The 16331-nt window shown below is 39.0% G+C and carries 16 protein-coding genes; 15 read left to right on the top strand and 1 reads right to left on the bottom strand.

Translation table 11 applies throughout. The features are described from left to right. The first annotated feature begins 16 nt into the window (after nt 1-16). The 10 genes from KH893_RS02570 (at nt 17) to KH893_RS02525 (ending at nt 11004) form a co-directional block, all read left to right on the top strand. The gene (locus KH893_RS02570) at nt 17-2764 is read left to right on the top strand and encodes a cation-translocating P-type ATPase (RefSeq protein WP_281164613.1); all 2748 of its coding nucleotides are present in this window, start codon (nt 17-19) and stop codon (nt 2762-2764) included. 15 nt (nt 2765-2779) lie between these two features. After that, complete coding sequence (locus KH893_RS02565) at nt 2780-3670, top strand: alpha/beta hydrolase (RefSeq protein ID WP_281164612.1); 891 nt, start codon at nt 2780-2782, stop codon at nt 3668-3670. A gap of 198 nt (nt 3671-3868) precedes the next feature. Beyond that, nucleotides 3869-4837, top strand: a complete 969-nt coding sequence (locus KH893_RS02560) for a LysR family transcriptional regulator (RefSeq protein ID WP_281164611.1) — start codon at nt 3869-3871, stop codon at nt 4835-4837. Nucleotides 4838-4875: 38 nt separating this feature from the next. Then, nucleotides 4876-5796, top strand: a complete 921-nt coding sequence (locus tag KH893_RS02555; RefSeq protein ID WP_281164610.1) for a manganese-dependent inorganic pyrophosphatase — start codon at nt 4876-4878, stop codon at nt 5794-5796. A gap of 253 nt (nt 5797-6049) precedes the next feature. Then, entirely contained in the window at nt 6050-6817 is a 768-nt protein-coding gene (locus tag KH893_RS02550; RefSeq protein WP_281164609.1) for a DeoR/GlpR family DNA-binding transcription regulator, read from the top strand. A 254-nt stretch (nt 6818-7071) separates the two neighbouring features. Further along, a complete protein-coding gene (locus KH893_RS02545; RefSeq protein ID WP_010579987.1) occupies nt 7072-7401 on the top strand; it encodes an ASCH domain-containing protein in 330 nt (109 codons plus the stop codon). Nucleotides 7402-7579: 178 nt separating this feature from the next. Then, entirely contained in the window at nt 7580-8110 is a 531-nt protein-coding gene (locus KH893_RS02540) for a biotin transporter BioY (protein WP_281164608.1), read from the top strand. A 109-nt stretch (nt 8111-8219) separates the two neighbouring features. Beyond that, nucleotides 8220-9416, top strand: coding sequence for a pyridoxal phosphate-dependent aminotransferase (locus KH893_RS02535; protein ID WP_281164607.1), 1197 nt, complete (start codon nt 8220-8222; stop codon nt 9414-9416). A 12-nt stretch (nt 9417-9428) separates the two neighbouring features. Then, entirely contained in the window at nt 9429-10208 is a 780-nt protein-coding gene (murI, locus tag KH893_RS02530; protein ID WP_281164606.1) for a glutamate racemase, read from the top strand. Nucleotides 10209-10269: 61 nt separating this feature from the next. After that, nucleotides 10270-11004: a rhomboid family intramembrane serine protease gene (locus KH893_RS02525; RefSeq protein WP_281164605.1), complete on the top strand. Its 735-nt coding sequence runs from the start codon at nt 10270-10272 to the stop codon at nt 11002-11004. Between the two features lie 60 nt (nt 11005-11064). Here KH893_RS02525 and KH893_RS02520 read toward each other — a convergent pair whose 3' ends face one another. After that, nucleotides 11065-12516: an APC family permease gene (locus KH893_RS02520; RefSeq protein WP_281164604.1), complete on the bottom strand. Its 1452-nt coding sequence runs from the start codon at nt 12514-12516 to the stop codon at nt 11065-11067. A gap of 273 nt (nt 12517-12789) precedes the next feature. Between KH893_RS02520 and KH893_RS02515 the strand changes: the two genes are divergently transcribed. The 5 genes from KH893_RS02515 to KH893_RS02495 all read left to right on the top strand — a co-directional run bounded on the left by KH893_RS02515 (nt 12790) and on the right by KH893_RS02495 (nt 16331). Further along, nucleotides 12790-13167: a GntR family transcriptional regulator gene (locus tag KH893_RS02515; protein WP_281164603.1), complete on the top strand. Its 378-nt coding sequence runs from the start codon at nt 12790-12792 to the stop codon at nt 13165-13167. After that, nucleotides 13164-14198, top strand: a complete 1035-nt coding sequence (locus KH893_RS02510; protein WP_281164602.1) for a DUF5808 domain-containing protein — start codon at nt 13164-13166, stop codon at nt 14196-14198. The genes KH893_RS02515 and KH893_RS02510 overlap by 4 nt, the downstream gene beginning before the upstream one ends. A 15-nt stretch (nt 14199-14213) precedes the next feature. Further along, the gene (locus KH893_RS02505; protein ID WP_281164601.1) at nt 14214-15116 is read left to right on the top strand and encodes an alpha/beta hydrolase; all 903 of its coding nucleotides are present in this window, start codon (nt 14214-14216) and stop codon (nt 15114-15116) included. A 136-nt stretch (nt 15117-15252) separates the two neighbouring features. Beyond that, nucleotides 15253-15639 carry a GntR family transcriptional regulator gene (locus tag KH893_RS02500; RefSeq protein ID WP_281164600.1) on the top strand — a complete coding sequence of 129 codons (387 nt, stop codon included), beginning with the start codon at nt 15253-15255 and terminating at the stop codon, nt 15637-15639. Continuing rightward, a complete protein-coding gene (locus KH893_RS02495; RefSeq protein ID WP_281164599.1) occupies nt 15621-16331 on the top strand; it encodes an ATP-binding cassette domain-containing protein in 711 nt (236 codons plus the stop codon). Before KH893_RS02500 ends, KH893_RS02495 begins: the two co-directional genes overlap by 19 nt.

The following is a 16331-nucleotide window of genomic DNA, read 5'->3' as shown; positions in this document are numbered from 1 at the left end:
GAAGAAGTGATTTGAGATGGAAGAGGATCAAAAAAAAGCTCAAATATATGCACAAAAGGATCTTGCGGAATTATATCAAGAATTTTCTTCAAGTCCGATTGGTTTGACGGCGCAAGTTGCTGCTGATAGATTACAACAAAATGGTTTAAATACGATTCAAAAGATTAAGCGTCAACCTGAATGGCAAGTCTTTTTAAAAAACTTTGTTAGTTTAATGGCTTGTCTATTGTGGGTCAGCGGATTAATCGCATTTTTTTCGGGCACAACTGAATTGGGAATTGCAATTTGGTGTGTTAATCTGATCAATGGCTTATTTAGCTACTATCAACAGCACGCTGCTCAAAAGGCGACCGATTCAATGCTTAAAATGCTGCCAAATTATACGCAAGTCATTCGTGATGGCAAGCAACAGCAAATTGATGCTAGTCAGATAGTTGTTGGTGATGTGTTTTTATTGAATGCTGGCGATGCAATTCCGGCAGATGCACGTTTGCTGGAAACTAATTCCTTGCAGATCGATGAATCAGCATTGACTGGCGAATCGGTGCCGGCAACTAAGAATGCCGTATATCAAGGTTCAGATTCTGATCAATTATCAGCTAATAATTTAGTTTATGCGGGTACTTCGGCTGTCAATGGTTCGGCTAAAGCAATTGTTTTTGCAACTGGGATGAAAACTGAATTTGGCAAGATTGCTCAGTTGACTCATCAACAAAAAAAGAATGTCAGTCCATTACAATTAGAATTAAACCGGCTGACCAAGCAGTTGTCGATCATTTCACTTTCGATTGGGGCAGCTTTTTTCGTAGCTTCAATTTTCTTTGTACATTATCCGCCAGCGCAGGCCTTCATCTTTGCTTTAGGGATGATCGTTGCATTTATTCCCGAAGGCTTATTGCCAACTGTTACTCTGTCTTTAGCACAAGGAGTTCGGCGAATGGCTCAAAAACACGCTTTGGTCAAGGAACTCAACAGTATTGAAACCTTGGGTGAAGCAACGGTGATTTGTTCTGATAAAACTGGGACGCTGACCCAAAATCAGATGACGATCAATCATCTTTGGACTCCAGAACACGATTATCAGATAACAGGAGAAGGTTATGAAGTCAATGGTCAGATCATGTTAGATCAGCAGCCGGCTGATTTGAAAGATCCAGATTTGCAGAAAATGCTCGAAGTTATGGTTTTAGATAATGAGGCTAAGTTACAAACTAATTCCAGTCAGCAAAAGCAGACTTTGGGGACACCGACTGAAAGGGCGTTATTGATTGCCGCCTTAAAGTCCCATTTAGATTTACAACAACTAGCTGAAAAATTGCCCAAGCTTCAAACCTTTCCCTTTGATTCAATCAGGAAGAGGATGTCGACTGTTCATCAGCTGGATTCAAAGCAGCAGTTAGTACTAGTCAAGGGTGCTTTGAGTGAAACACTGCCACTGTGCAGTCAAATTCAAGAAAATGGCCAAGTCAAAGCGTTAACGGCCGAGTTGCGGCAACGGATCTTAGCGGCTAATGCTCAGTATGCAGCGAGCGGATTGCGGTCGTTATGTCTGTCATATAAAAAAATCCCTAGCTCTCAACAAGTGGATTTAGCTGAAGCTGAAAGCGATTTGATTTTTGTCGGTTTGGCTGTCATGATGGATCCGCCGCGGCCAGAAGTGTACCAAGCAGTCAAAAAATGCCATCAAGCTAAAATTAAAATTATTATGGTGACCGGTGACAGACCACTGACAGCTAAAGCCGTTGCAGTCAAGATTGGAATCACTGGACCAAATCCGCAAGTTGTTACTGGTGAACAGCTGGAGAAAATGTCAGCAGCACAGTTAAAAGAAGTTTTAAAGGGCGATGTAATTTTTGCCCGCGTTGCGCCAGAACATAAATATCGAATCGTTTTGACTTTGCAGCAGTGTGGTCAAGTTGTTGCTTCAACCGGCGATGGCGTCAATGATGCGCCAGCCTTAAAAAAGGCAGATATTGGCGTTGCGATGGGGAAATTAGGGACAGATGTTGCTAAAGATGCCGCGGATATGATTCTGACCGATGATAACTTTGCTTCGATTGTTGCTGCCATTGAAGAGGGGCGAGCAGTTTACAGCAATATTCAAAAGTTTTTGCTGTATATTTTGAATTCCAATGTACCAGAAGCTTTTCCTTCCGTGTTGTTTCTCTTCAGCGGTGGGCTGATTCCATTGCCTTTGACAGTTATGCAGATCTTAACGGTTGATTTAGGAACAGATATGTTGCCGGCTTTAGGCTTAGGTGCGGAAAGAGCCGAGCCAGATGTGATGCAAAAGCCGCCACGTTCTCGCCAAGCCCATCTTTTAAAGAAGTCTTTGATTTGGAAGGCTTTTGGCTGGTACGGATTGTTAGCCAGTTTGATTTCGACCTTTGCTTATTTCTATACAAATTATGTTTCTGGCTGGCCAGGCAAAGCTTTAGCTGCTAGCGGTTCAGTCTATCTTGAAGCAACGACCATGACTTTAGCTGCCATTGTTTTTTGTCAGATTGCCGCAGTTTTAAATTGTCGGACAGAAAATACATCAGTTTTCAAGATTGGTCTCTTCAGTAATCACCAAATCTGGATTGGAATCATTTTTGAAATCTTGTTATTAAGTATTTTGATTTATTTACCATTTTTACAAGGAGTCTTTAACACCACCGCAATTGGCGTTAAGGAATGGTTATTTTTAATAGCTATCCCGATTCCAATTTTTTTGTTAGAAGAATTGCGGAAATTTATCAGTCGCCACTTCCAAAGAACTTAATTAAAGGAGCATTTTATGATCACTAAAAGCTTACAAGGAAAAATCAAGATTGCACGGCAAGCCTGGAAAAAAACTGATGATCAGCGGGATGCGGGTTTAACAAAACAAGTCAGTGGGATCAAACGTTTTGATAATTTGGCTTATGGTCCGGCCGGCCAATGGAATTTGACGGATATTTACCGGTCAGATAGTGAAAAAACTTTGCCAGTGATCGTTAACATTCATGGAGGCGGCTGGTTTTATGGCACTAAAGAAACTTATCAATTTTACTGCTTAACCTTGGCTCAAAGTGGCTTTGCAGTGGTAAACTTTAATTATCGTTTGGCTCCAGAAACACCATATCCAGGTGCAATTCAAGATGTTGTTCGCCTAATGAACTGGTTAGCGAACAATGGTGCGACCTATCATTTGGATTTAAATAATGTTTATTTGGTTGGCGACAGTGCTGGCGGCCAGTTGACAGAACAATATTTAGCGATTGATAGTAATCCAGCCTATAGTCAGCTTAGTGGTTTTAATCGGCCGCGGTTAAAGATTAGAGCGGCTGCCTTAAACTGCGGTGTTTATTTTTTACCAGAGTCATGTTATCAACCTGATGATTTAGAAACAGCCTATTTCCAGCCAGCATTGGTTGCCAAATATCAGCCTCAGCTGGAAGTAGAAAAATATCTAACGCCCGCTTTACCACCAATTTTTCTAATGACTGCTAATCAGGATTTTTTACGTGAAAAAGCAGTGAAGTTGGATCAATGGTTAAATAAAAGCCAAATTGCTCATTGCTTTAAAATTTATGGTGATGCGCAGCAACCACGTTCTCATGACTTTCAGATCAATCAAAAAGATCGAATCGCTGCTCAATGTAATCAAGCTGAAATTGCGTTTTTTAAAACTTATTTGGCTGATTAAGATGAAATTCTTAAGCCAGTAGTGACTTTCATTTTAAAGACTTTTTGATGAAACTATGTATTTATAAAACTTTTAAATCTTAAAAACGTTTTTATAGGTTGATAGTTAACATGGTTTAGGGTTATGATAAATGATAATATTTCTAATATAATATGACAAAAATATTTTTCTATTTATTTTGTTCAAGGGGAATTTGAAATGAAAACAAAACAGGAGAACATCTTTTCTTCTAAAACGCTTAGTTACTTTTTACAATTAGCTGAAACAATGAGCTATACACAGGCGGCACAAATTTTAGGAATCACGCAACCGGCGTTAACGCAGCAAATCAAAAAACTGGAACGGACGGTTGGGGCACCGTTATTTTATTCAGTTGGTAAAAAGCTGCATTTATCAGATGCAGGTTACACGATGTTAGATGCTACTCATCAAATTTATGAGACTTTGAATCGGGCGGCTGATGAAATTCAACAATCAACGAGTGCCACCCAAGGGGAAATTAGCGTGGGTATCCTGGCTTCGATTGAAGATCGGGTTTTTAATCAATTTGCAGTTCGTTATTTTTTAAAACATCCGGGAATCAAATTAATTTTTCATATGCTAACACGAAAAGAGATTTGGGAACGGTTAGAGAATAATACAATTGACCTAGCAATCATGTATTTGCCAGATGAAAGTATTAAAAACTGGAAGCCTTATGAATCGCGAAAAATTTTGACGGAGAACTTGCTTTTTTTACACCATAACCAAGAATGGTCAAAAAAGAAACGCATTCGGTTAAAAGATACTCTAGAACAGCAGTGGGTGACTTATCCGCCTAAGTATTACTTAAATAGTTTAATTCGCGAAGCATATAAGAATGCTTTGATTGACAAACCCACTAGTGTAGCACATTTTGCTACTCCCTTTCAGCTGTTTAATTTTTCTAGTCGGACGGGTGTTGCAACGGCTTTGCCAATGTCATTTATTTTAGCTCATTTAGACGAAAAAGCTCAAACAACTTGGACGGCTTTATTTGAGCCGGAAATTTCGTTTGATTTGGCATTCGTTTTTCGACGTGACAAGGATCAGATTCCCCGGATCGAAAACTTTTTAAACGCTTTTGATAGTTATTTGGAACAGCAGGATTACATTTCACGCTTGACAGAAATCAGCCGAAAAGGTTAAATCAATATTGAAGAACAATATAGATAGGAGATTTTAAAGTGAAAGAACTAGTTTTTGGGCATAAAAGTCCTGATACTGATGCAATAGTTGCTGCTAAGGCATTTTCTTACCTACAAAATCAGCTTGGCTATGAGACTGAAGCGGTTGCTTTGGGTGAACCAAATGATGAGACCAAATTTGTTTTGCAGCATTTTGATGAACCAACGCCACGGGTGATTACAGCTGCCAAACCAGAAGTTAACGCTGTTATGTTAGTTGATCATAACGAGGCTCAACAAAGTGTAGCTGATTTACAGGATGTTCAAGTTACACATGTCGTCGATCATCATCGGATTGCTAATTTTCAAACAGCTGCACCGCTTTATTACCATGCAGAGCCGCTTGGTTGTACCAGTACGATTTTGTTGAAGTTATTCAAGCAAAATCAAGTAGCAGTTCCAGCAAAATTGGCCGGTTTGATGCTTTCAGCCATCATTTCGGATACTTTGTTATTCAAATCACCAACAACTACCCCTGAAGATGAAGCTGCGGTTAAAGAATTGGCAAAAATTGCTGGTGTTGATTATCAGCAATATGGTTTGGAAATGTTAAAGGCGGGAACCAATCTAGCAAGCAAAACGGAAGATCAATTAGTAACGGCTGATGCTAAAACTTTTGAAATGGGTGGTAAAAAGGTTCGTATCAATCAAATAAACACTGTTGATTTGGATGAGGTTTTTGCGCGGGAAGCTAAATTACGACAGGCCATTGAAAAACAGAATCAAGAAAATGATTACGATCTGTTTTTGTTGATGGTAACTAATATTTTAAATAGCGACACGCGGATCTTAGTTGTTGGTGAACCACAGGCAGTCGTGGAAAAAGCTTTTAATACCAAATTAGTTGATAATAAAGCTGATTTGCCGGGAGTAGTTTCACGAAAAAAACAAGTCGTTCCGCCGCTGCAAGCAGCTTTTTAGTTGTGAATTAAATAAGCATTTTAACTAAGCAGACTACTTAAAATTTATTTTTAAGTAGTCTTTTTTTAGAATGAGGTTGATCAGCAAGCATCAATAAAACACTGGATATTTATTGTTGAAAATTAGAAATAATTATTTTGCTGATCATAAGTAAAAATCAGCATCAAATTAAGCATTTAAAAATGTAAAATTGCACTAAATGCTTATTTAGAGTATAATTATAAAAGATTTGATTTTTGGTGAGGAGAATTTTATGAGTCAAGAAAAAAGGATTGCTTTGATCAAACAGTTGCTAGAAGAAAGACAAGAACTGACTACGAAAGACATCATGGCTGAATTTGGAGTTTCTCAAGATACAGCTCGACGTGACATTGTCTTGTTAGCTCAGAGAGGAGAAGTCAAACGAACTCATGGTGGGATCTTGCCATTAGATTTTGGTCATCAAGTATTGAACTATCAAAAACGGCTGTCGCAGTTCACTGAAGAAAAAACTAAAATTGCTTTAGAAGCGACAAATTATTTTAATCCACATCATGTTTATTTTATTGATGCGTCAACGATTCTCTTAAAAACTTGTCAAAATATTAATTTACCAATTACGGTTATTACTCATTCGCTTGATAACTGTTTGGCTTTAGCTGAGCAAAATAAGGTTACAATCAAAGCGTTAGGTGGAGCATTTGATCATGAAAGTCGTTTTTTCTATTCTAATCAAGCTTTAAATGAGTTAGATACAATTGAATTTGATACTGCCTTCATTGCTGCCTCAGGAATCGACGAAAAAGGCTTATATATCTTAAAACAAGAAGACGCTCAAATCGTCAGTCGGGCGGTTGCACGTTCACGAAAAGTAATTTTAGTTGCTGAGCATCAAAAGTTTGTTAATACTTCTTATTATCGAATCTGTACCCCAGATAAGATTTCACTATTCATAACAGATCGGCCATTAACCCAAAAACAGCGAGTAATCTTCCCGGAAACGACTAAAATCCAAGTTGCTGGTGAAAGTACGAGTCGTTGATTGATGTTTGAGAGTTACTGGGGGTAGAAATTTTTGTCAAACTTATTTATAATATTTTTGTTCGTTTAGAAAATAAGAAAATCAAAAAAAATCTTGCATTTCAGATTAAAAAAAGATAATATTTTCATTATATAGTTGAATTAATTGATGTTTCAAATTTTAGGCATTAATCAGTTTTGTCAGAAGCGACAGGCTGCTAAAAAGTTCTAAAGTAACTTGTTGCTGCAGATCAGCATTTGCAGGAGGTCGGTATTGTGGATATCAGATTAGATGACGAGTTGTTTGAAAAAATTTCAGCCGGAACAAAGACGGTCGAAGTATTCCTTAACGATGACCAGATGAAACATTTTGGAGTTGGTGATACACTGGCAATCCATCGCGCTTCGAATGAAGATGATTATATTTTAACAAGTGCTTGGAGTATCAAAAAATGCCGTAGTATTGCAGAAGTTTATCAAAAATTTTCTGAAAAAGCAGTTGGCTTATCTTCAAAGGAACTAGCTCGGCTTTATCCGGCTGAGAAAGTTAAACGCCATGGCCTCTTGGCAATCAAAATCAAGTTATTAAAACCTAATTATGAATAACCGCAACGGTTAATTCCAAGTGTTAAATACTTTATGTAGTCAGTTGAATCTTTTTTTAGGTTTGACTGTTTTTTTGACCATTTAGTAAACTAAATTAAAAATGTGGTTGACAAAAATGCTACTGATGAGTAAATTAAGATTATCAGCTGATAAATTTCTGAAAAAAAGGATTGATATAATGAAAAAGAATCGAATACGGCAAGTTACAGTTAATGGAATGATGCTCGCCGTAATGATCGTCTGCTCACAGTTAACAATTCCAATTCCGATTGTTCCAATCACTTTACAGACATTTGCAGTTGGGCTGATTGCATCGTTGTTATCAGTTTTGGATGGTTTTGAAGTACTAATTGCTTATTTATTGCTGGGAACGCTTGGTTTGCCGGTTTTTGCAAATTTTAGTAGTGGCATAGCAGTTTTCCTTGGACCGACAGGTGGCTATTTGTTTTCTTTTTTAGCTTATCAAATAGTGACTGCTGGATTGCTAAAAAAATTTGGGCGCCAATTGCCAATTCTATTTGCAGCAAATTGTTTTGGTGCGTTGCTAAGTTTATTGATCGGTTCAGTCTGGATGATTTGGGTGCTAAAAATTTCTTTTACCAAAGCCATGCTGATCGGTTTTGTTCCCTTTTTACTGCCAGGATTGTTTAAAATCATAGTAATCATGCCGATTGTTAAAAGGCTTGCTCCGCTTACCTTACGGCACTAAGCTGTTTATGTTGAAAATATGAATGAAGATTCTTTAACTATTTTTTGAATTCTGCGTGCTATAATATTAAGTAGATTTAATTAATTATCCGATGCAGGGAGTAAAAATTATGGTAAAAGAAAAGTTTAATCAGAAAATTGAAGCAATTGCTGTTTCTGATATTCGCCAATTTGACAGCGAAGTTAGCGATATTCCAGGGATCATTAAGTTGACCCTGGGCGAACCGGATTTTGACACACCAGAACATATTAAGCAGGCTGCGATTAAAGCTATTAATGATAATCAGTCGCATTATACTGCCAATGCTGGCTTCCCCGCTTTACGCCAAGCTGTTGCGGCCTATTATAATGAAAAGTTCAATTTGAATTATCAACCTGATCAGGTTGTAACGACGATTGGCGCGACGGAAGGAATTGCGGCTAGCTTGCAAACGATTCTTAATCCTGAAGATACAGTGATCGTGCCGACGCCAATCTTTCCCATCTATATTCCTGATACCAAAATCAATGATGGACGGGTGATTTTAGTTGACACTAGTCAAGATGGTTTTATATTAACTGGTAAAAAGTTACGAGAAGTAATCGAGGAGCATCCATTAGCGAGGATCAAGGCTTTGGTTTTAAATTATCCTTGCAATCCAACTGGTGTGACTTACTCAAGGAAACAATTGGAAGAGTTGGCGCAAGTTGCTCGTGATTATAACTTTTGGGTCATCAGTGATGAGATTTATGCTGAATTGACTTATCAAAAGCAACATGTTTCGTTCGGAGAAATTTTGCCCGAACGCTGTATTGTGTTGACCGGTCTTTCAAAATCACATGCGATGACTGGCTGGCGGGTCGGCTATATTTTAGGACCGCAAGAATTCACTGAACAAGTTGTTAAATCACATCAATACATGGTGACTTCACCATCAACGATTTCCCAATATGCAGCTTTAGAGGCCATGACCAATGGTAAAAAAGATAGCTTAGCGATGAAGAGCGAATATGCTAAACGTCGTGATTTTATGATTAAGGAACTGACGGCTACTGGTTTTAAAATTGCCAGTCCAGATGGAGCTTTTTATCTCTTTGCTAAGATTCCAGCGGGTTGCTTCCAAGACTCATGGAAATTTGTTCGTTCATTAGCGCAAAATGCCAAGGTTGCTTTGATTCCCGGGATTTCCTTTGGACCAGGCGGAGAAGGATACGTTCGGATCAGTTATGCGGCTAGCATGGAAAAACTTCAACGAGCGGCTGCAGCCATCAAGGAATACGTTACAAAGTTCAGCAAGCAAGCGAAAGCCAGTACCAAGAATAAGTGAGGTAATCAATTAATGGATACAGTTAATAATCGACCAGTAGGAGTTTTTGACTCAGGAGTTGGTGGCATCAGTGTTTTAAGAGAACTGTATCGATTATTGCCACAAGAAAATTATATTTTTTATGGTGATTCGGCCAATGCGCCATATGGTACGCGACCAACGGCTGAGGTTCGTCAGCTAAGTTTGGCAGTCACGGAGAAGTTACTCTCACGACAGATCAAGGCCTTAGTCATTGCTTGCAATACAGCCACCAGCGCTGCTATTCAGCGGATTCGCCAGCAGTACCCAAAGCTGCCAGTCGTTGGTTTAGAGCCAGCCGTTAAACCAGCTGTTGAACAATTTTCCAAAACCAGCATTGCGGTAATGGCCACCGAATTGACTTTAAGGGAAGTTAAACTGCAAAAACTGTTAGAGCGTTATCAAGATCAAGCTAAGTTGATCAAAGTCCCAGCTCCGGCGCTAGTTGAATATGTGGAAAAAGGTGAGCTTAATACCCCAGAGGTTCGGACATATTTAACCGGTTTACTGGCACCATTAGGTAAATTAAGTTCAATTGTTTTAGGCTGTACCCATTTTCCGTTTATTAAACCAGCTTTAAAGCAAGTCGTTGGTACTGAACCTAAGATTATTGATGGTGGACCTGGAGCGGCTCGTGAATTGCAGCGGGTTCTGGCTAAAGCTAATTTATTGAATTCTTCGGCTGTTCAAGGTAAAGTCACTTTCTACAACAGTAATCCAGACCCAGCTGAAATCACTTTGAGTCAGCGTTTATTTCAAACACCATTAGACTAAATTAAGAATTAGGGACTGTCATTGGGACGGCCCTTAATTTGACTAAAAAAGGATTGAAGATATGCAGAATAATAAAGTAAAAATGCCTGATTGGTACTATCGTCGTAAATATCCGCTTTACGGCCGTTTTAGAAAATATTTTCAAGGAAATTGGATGACAAATTCCATTTTGATCATAACGGTAGCCGTTTATCTAGTTGAAGTTTTACTGAGCGGAAGTTTCACTATCAGCGGTCAGGTTTTGGAACAACTTGGAGCGCGCTGGAATCCAGATATTGTTGCTGGTGAATGGTGGCGTTTGTTTACGCCAATTTTCTTGCACGTGACGATATATCATATTGCTTTTAATATGGCAGCCTTAATGTATGCCGGAACAATTGTTGAAGAAGTTTACGGACACTTCAAATTTTTGCTGATCTACCTTTTCAGCGGTTTTTGCGGAAATTTGATCAGTGCTTTTTTTAAGCCTAACACGATTTCTGCTGGGGCATCGACTTCGTTATTTGGTTTGTTTGCGGTGATTGCTTTATTGCAAGTTGTTAGTGGTTTTAAACATCAGTTCACTGAACTAAGCAAAGGTGCAGTCGTTTTGATTGTTTCTAACCTGATTTTCAACTTGTTTATGCCGTCAGTTGATATTGCTGGTCATTTGGGGGGATTAGTTGGCGGTGCAATCAGCGTTTTACTTTGGAGTCCGAAAAGCATTCGTTGGCATGCGATTCATGATATTCTCGGAACACTGGTAGCTTTGGCAACTGTGATTGGTGCTGCCTGGTATGTACTCAATTTGATATAAGAAAAAAGCCAAGCAACAGTTAGCAAGTAATCAAAACTTGTTACTGTTAGCTTGGTTTTTTTATTTGGCTTCCACAATTGATTGTTTTTTTTCAATCCGTGCCAGCAACGGCATGATCAATCCAAACCCAAAGAGAACAAAAACAGAGAATAGATTCATCAGCAGTTGGTGGTTATAAGCTGGTGTTTTAAATTTGACGTCTTGCGGGATAAAACTCATCACGGCACAGATAAATGAAAAGATAAAACACCAAACTCCAACTGCGATCGCAGCTGCTTTATTTTTGATAAAGACAAAGGACGAATGGAAACGATCAGATTGCCAACGGACAGCAATAAATGCCAAAAAGATCCAACAATTTTTAAACGGAAAGACGATTCCATTCAAATTCAACAGCCAATTGAAGATAGCATTGATATTCGGCAAGGTACCGCTCATTAGCAATAAGAACAAGCAAAGCCCACAAGTCAAAATATAACTATGCAGTGGCCGACCGTTCTTATCACGTTTGCTTAACCAGCTGGGAATGAAATTAGCTGCCGTATCACCAGCAATTACCCAACTTGAAGAATCCAGTAAGACAGCCAGCTGTGCCATCATGTAGATTGCTTGGACGACAGTGAAGATATACAGCAAAATATTTCCCAGGCCCAGACGCTGCCCCAGTAATTGAAAGGCATAATATGAACCGTTCATTTTTAAATCATGGGGCAAATTATTAGCGTTGAAAAAAATAGCTAGCGAAAAAGTTCCAAAGACAGTCAAAAAAGCTGTCATAAAGGCTACTAACCACATAGCCTTAGGGAAATCCTTTTGTGGGTGGCGCATTTTAATCAAGTAAGGCGCCACGAGTTCAGCACCGCAAACCGCAAACATTAATAAACCGGTTGTTGAAAAATATTGTAAGCTAAAATTGGGAATAAAAGAATGAAAATTAAATGGTTGAGTAGCAATTTTGCCACCGTGAGCTAAAGAGTAGCCAGTCATAATGACAAATAAAACTGTCATTAAGAACATAGCACCACCACCAATTGTCGCCATAACTTCCATTGATTTTTTAAATAAATTCTGCAATAAAATGAAAGCCAAAATAATTACAAAAGTCAACAAACCAAACATAAAATTCGACATGCGTCGGTCTAATGAATTGTCACCAAGAACCAACCAACTAAAAGAAACGATTACTGAATTAGCAACGTCAACTATGTACGGCAAACAAGCAGCCCAATACATCCAAGCTGTCAAATAGCCCAACGTATCATTGGTACTGTGCCGGACCCAAGAAGCCAAGCCACCTTCTTCTTGACCGGTAAAAGTGGCACCTAGTTGACTGACTGACATTTCATAGGGAATAACAAAAGCAAAAACCATAAAGACCCAAGTAAAGACAACTGATAGCCCTTGGTTTTGCAGTGGGTAAAGGATATCATCAAAACCAATGATTGTTACAAAATCTAAAAAAGCAATCACTGGCCAACTGATATAATGTTTATTTTCAAGTGTTGGTTCCATTTTTTCCTCCTGATAAATTTTGATGGTTGGGTTAAGGTCAAAACTTATTCGGTGGTTTAGAATGCAACCAGTAAATTAAAGGTTTCAATTTTTTACTTCTCTCTTTTAGACGATAACATTAAGTATTTTAAAAATATCTCAAAAGAATTGCAAGAAAAATTTAGTTTAGAAAACAAGGAATTATTAATTTTTGATTTTCTCTGGACTTTATGTTCTATCTGTTATATAACATGTATATCAGACAGAACAATTGATTTTTAGGGAGGTGAAAAAATGTTACTAACAATTGATTTACAATCCTCAACGCCGATTTATCAACAGATTCGCAACCAAATCGTAGCTCAAGTAGCGGCCGGATTAGTTCAGCCGGGAGAAAAGCTGCCGGCAATCCGCACTCTAGCGAATCAATTGCAGGTTAATTTGCATACCGTCAACAAAGCTTATCAGCAACTCGCCCAGGAAGATTTTATCGATTTACTGGGCCGGCGGGGAGCAATTGTTGCCCAACCATCAACAGCAAATTTGCAACAAACAAAAAAATCTTTTCAACAAGCAATTACGGAAGCGGTTGCTCAGGGAGTTTCGTGTTCAGCATTGCAACAATTAGTTACGCAAACTTACCAACAGTTGAAAGCGGGGAAGATAGTATGAAACAGGGACAAGTTTTGGAATTCAGCTGGTTGCTCTTAGTTTTATTATTAGCGCTTGAGCCTTGGCTGACGCGAAAAAATGTGATTTTTGGAGTAGTTTTTAGTCAAAATAAATTTTGGACAGCCAGTTATTTAAAAAAGCTCCGTTGGCTATATTTTAGCTTAATTTGCCTGATGGGAATCATAATCAAGTTAAGCGTGCAAAGCTTTGGTTCAGCGATCAATCTGATTGTTATCGGCTTGCCAGTAATATTATTGTTGGGGACAATTGTTTTTGGCCTTTTTCATCAGTTAGTTTGGCGCTGGCAAAAGCAACAGCCAGCCAATCATTTGCAGACTAACAAGCGAGTGACTGTCGACTTGAAAGAATTGGCTGCCAATGAAATATCTTCTTGCTGGTTGATATTCTTATTGGTCGTGCCGTTGCTGGCTGCTTATTTAGCTGTGGCAAATTATCAGACGTTGCCGGCTAACTTGCCAATTCATTATTCGCTTAATGGTCCTGATAGTTGGTTGCCAAAACAGCGAGCTTGCTGGTTGATTTTAGCTAACCAGGCTTTGCTGGCAGTGACCTTTATTGCAACTGGCTATTTGACCCGCCAAGCAGCTGCTTCTGTCCATGGCAGTCCACAGGCAACTCCCGGTTATTATCATTTCCGGCGTAGCATTTACTTTTTTATGATCTTTGCCGGCTTGGTGAGCCAAATTATTTTGCTGACGCCACTATTAAAAGTCAACCATTTAACAACTTGGCTGAATTTCCTTGGCTTATTTAGTTTGCCATTGTTGATTGGATTACCGTTATTGTTTTTTTGGTTGTTTATTCGCCGCAAGAAACCACATGGTCCAATTATCGATGATAACTCCAATTGGATCTGGGGAATGATCTATTATAATCGTAATGATCCAGCGATTTTTGTCCAAAAAAGGAGCGGATTGGGTTTCACCTTTAACATGGCTCACAAACTTAGCTGGATCTATCTGATTGGCTTTTTGGTATTGGTCATGGTTTTAGGGGCTTTAGCAAATTAAGACTGGAGGTTGGAAATGGTTGAGTTTAGTGAACAAACAGTTGCAATCAAAGTTACGCCTGGAAAGCTAGCGGGGAGTTTATTACTACCAGCGCAGTCAACTAAGCCGGCAATCGTTTTGCTGATTGCTGGGTCTGGTCCGACCGATCGAGATGGCAATAATCGTCTCAGCGGGCAAAGCGATAATTTAAAACAGTTGGCAATTCATTTGGCTAACAATGGTTTTGCCAGTTTGCGTTACGATAAGCGTGGCGTTGGTCGAAGTCAAACGGCGGGAGTTGCTGAGCAGCAACTAAGATTTCAAACTTTTGTAGCTGACGCTTTAGCTTGGGCTAACTATTTGAAACAAACAGCGGCTTTCAGCCAAATTTTTATTTTAGGACATAGTGAAGGTGGCTTGATAGCTATCAAAGCCTGCCAGCAGTTTCAGGCAGCTGGATTGATCTTACTGGCAACACCAGGGCGCAGCTTGGCCGAGATCTTAGCTGGCCAATTAAAGCAGCAATTAGCCAGTCAGCCCCAGTTGCTGCAGCAGAGTCTCCAGATTTTGGCAAATTTGGCTGTCGGTCGCTTGGTATCAACAGTTCCGCCTGAATTACAGGTCATCTTTCGCCCAAGTGTTCAGCCTTATTTGCAATCACTTTTGGCGTTTGATTCGCCAGTTAAATTAGCTCAATTGAAATTGCCAATTTTAATAGTTCAAGGAACGGCTGATTTGCAGGTTTCAGTTGCTGATGCTCAGTTACTTAAGAAGGCCGTGCCAACTGCTAAGCTAGTGGTAATCGAGCATATGAATCATGTTTTAAAAATCGTTGATCCGGCTGATCGAGGCAACAATTTAGCCAGTTATCATCAGCCTAACCGACCACTCGCTGGTAAACTAAATCAGCAGCTAATCGCTTTTTTGACAGCTCAGTAAAGGTAAGAAGTTTAATAAATTAAATTTTTAGAGGACGACAACAGCAAAATATTTTGCTGTTTTTTTAATACTTGTCAGCCATAATGTATTAGTGTAGTATATAAGTACAACAGTATGACTGAATGAGGTGATCAAGATGAAATTTGCGGCTAACATTCCAATTTACTTACAAGTCAAAGATCTGCTGATTCAGCGGATCATTACCGGTGTGTATCCACTTGGTGAAAAGATTCCCTCAGTGCGTGAGTTAGCTGACGAGCTAACGACTAATCCGCGAACGATTCAAAATGCCTTGAAAGAATTGATCACAGCTAAGATTCTTGAAACCAGGCGGGGACAAGGAAATTTTGTAACGACTGAGCAGAGCCGGATCGAAGTTTTAAAACAGCAGGAGATTCGGGAAACAACTGAGAAGTATTTGCTAAGATTGCGACCTTATCTGAGCTTAGCAGAAATCATTCGAATTTTAACTGAAGTTGATCAGCAGCAGGGGGGACCAAAAAAATGGAAAATGACGGATTAATTTTAAAGAATATCTTTTTCAGACGCCAAAATAAACCAATTTTAACCAATATCACAGTTAAAATTCCTTGGGGCAGAATTGTTGCTTTACTAGGTGAAAATGGTGTTGGTAAAACAACCTTGTTAAGAATCATCTGTGATTTAAATAAGGGTTACCACGGAGTCGTCAATTTAAATGGCGTGGTTGATGAAAAAAGGAAACAGTTTGTTTCTTACTCAGATAACTTGGAAGGCTTTGCTAAGAAGAGTTTATTAACAAAAATTATTGATTTTTATGAATTAGGCTATCCTGATTTTGACCGCCAGCGTGCTGAAAAGCTCTTGACCTTCATGCAGCTTGATCCAGAACAGCGCTTAGGTGATTTATCAAAAGGCAGTCGCGAAAAATTTGTTATTACCTTAACATTAGCTCGCAAAGCCAAACTTTACTTGCTGGATGAGCCTTTGAGCGGGGTTGATATTTTCAGCCGGGACAAGATAATTTCAAGTTTGATCAAATGGATTGGACCAGATGCAATTTTAATTATTGCCACCCATCATTTAAATGAGCTGGAGCAAATTATTGATGATGCGATGATTTTAAAAGATCGTCGTTTGCTGGCTTATCGCGATGTTGAAGAGATTCGAGTTCAAGAAGGCTTAAGCGTTGAAGAATATTATCGGCAAATTTATTTAGAAGATCGGAGGCAGTAA

This window comes from Liquorilactobacillus sicerae, from assembly GCF_029916425.1.
GTDB classification, from domain to species: domain Bacteria; phylum Bacillota; class Bacilli; order Lactobacillales; family Lactobacillaceae; genus Liquorilactobacillus; species Liquorilactobacillus sicerae.
Note: the sequence above shows the minus strand (reverse complement) of the source record. Positions and strands in the feature narration are given on the sequence as shown.

Coding starts and splice junctions, on each gene's coding strand:
- murI (WP_281164606.1), top strand. CDS start 9,429: ATGGATACAGTTAATAATCGACCAGTAGGAGTTTTTGACTCAGGAGTT.
- KH893_RS02560 (WP_281164611.1), top strand. CDS start 3,869: ATGAAAACAAAACAGGAGAACATCTTTTCTTCTAAAACGCTTAGTTAC.
- KH893_RS02495 (WP_281164599.1), top strand. CDS start 15,621: ATGGAAAATGACGGATTAATTTTAAAGAATATCTTTTTCAGACGCCAA.
- KH893_RS02515 (WP_281164603.1), top strand. CDS start 12,790: ATGTTACTAACAATTGATTTACAATCCTCAACGCCGATTTATCAACAG.
- KH893_RS02570 (WP_281164613.1), top strand. CDS start 17: ATGGAAGAGGATCAAAAAAAAGCTCAAATATATGCACAAAAGGATCTT.
- KH893_RS02520 (WP_281164604.1), bottom strand. CDS start 12,516: ATGGAACCAACACTTGAAAATAAACATTATATCAGTTGGCCAGTGATT.
- KH893_RS02535 (WP_281164607.1), top strand. CDS start 8,220: ATGGTAAAAGAAAAGTTTAATCAGAAAATTGAAGCAATTGCTGTTTCT.
- KH893_RS02550 (WP_281164609.1), top strand. CDS start 6,050: ATGAGTCAAGAAAAAAGGATTGCTTTGATCAAACAGTTGCTAGAAGAA.
- KH893_RS02500 (WP_281164600.1), top strand. CDS start 15,253: ATGAAATTTGCGGCTAACATTCCAATTTACTTACAAGTCAAAGATCTG.
- KH893_RS02525 (WP_281164605.1), top strand. CDS start 10,270: ATGCAGAATAATAAAGTAAAAATGCCTGATTGGTACTATCGTCGTAAA.
- KH893_RS02565 (WP_281164612.1), top strand. CDS start 2,780: ATGATCACTAAAAGCTTACAAGGAAAAATCAAGATTGCACGGCAAGCC.
- KH893_RS02540 (WP_281164608.1), top strand. CDS start 7,580: ATGAAAAAGAATCGAATACGGCAAGTTACAGTTAATGGAATGATGCTC.
- KH893_RS02505 (WP_281164601.1), top strand. CDS start 14,214: ATGGTTGAGTTTAGTGAACAAACAGTTGCAATCAAAGTTACGCCTGGA.
- KH893_RS02510 (WP_281164602.1), top strand. CDS start 13,164: ATGAAACAGGGACAAGTTTTGGAATTCAGCTGGTTGCTCTTAGTTTTA.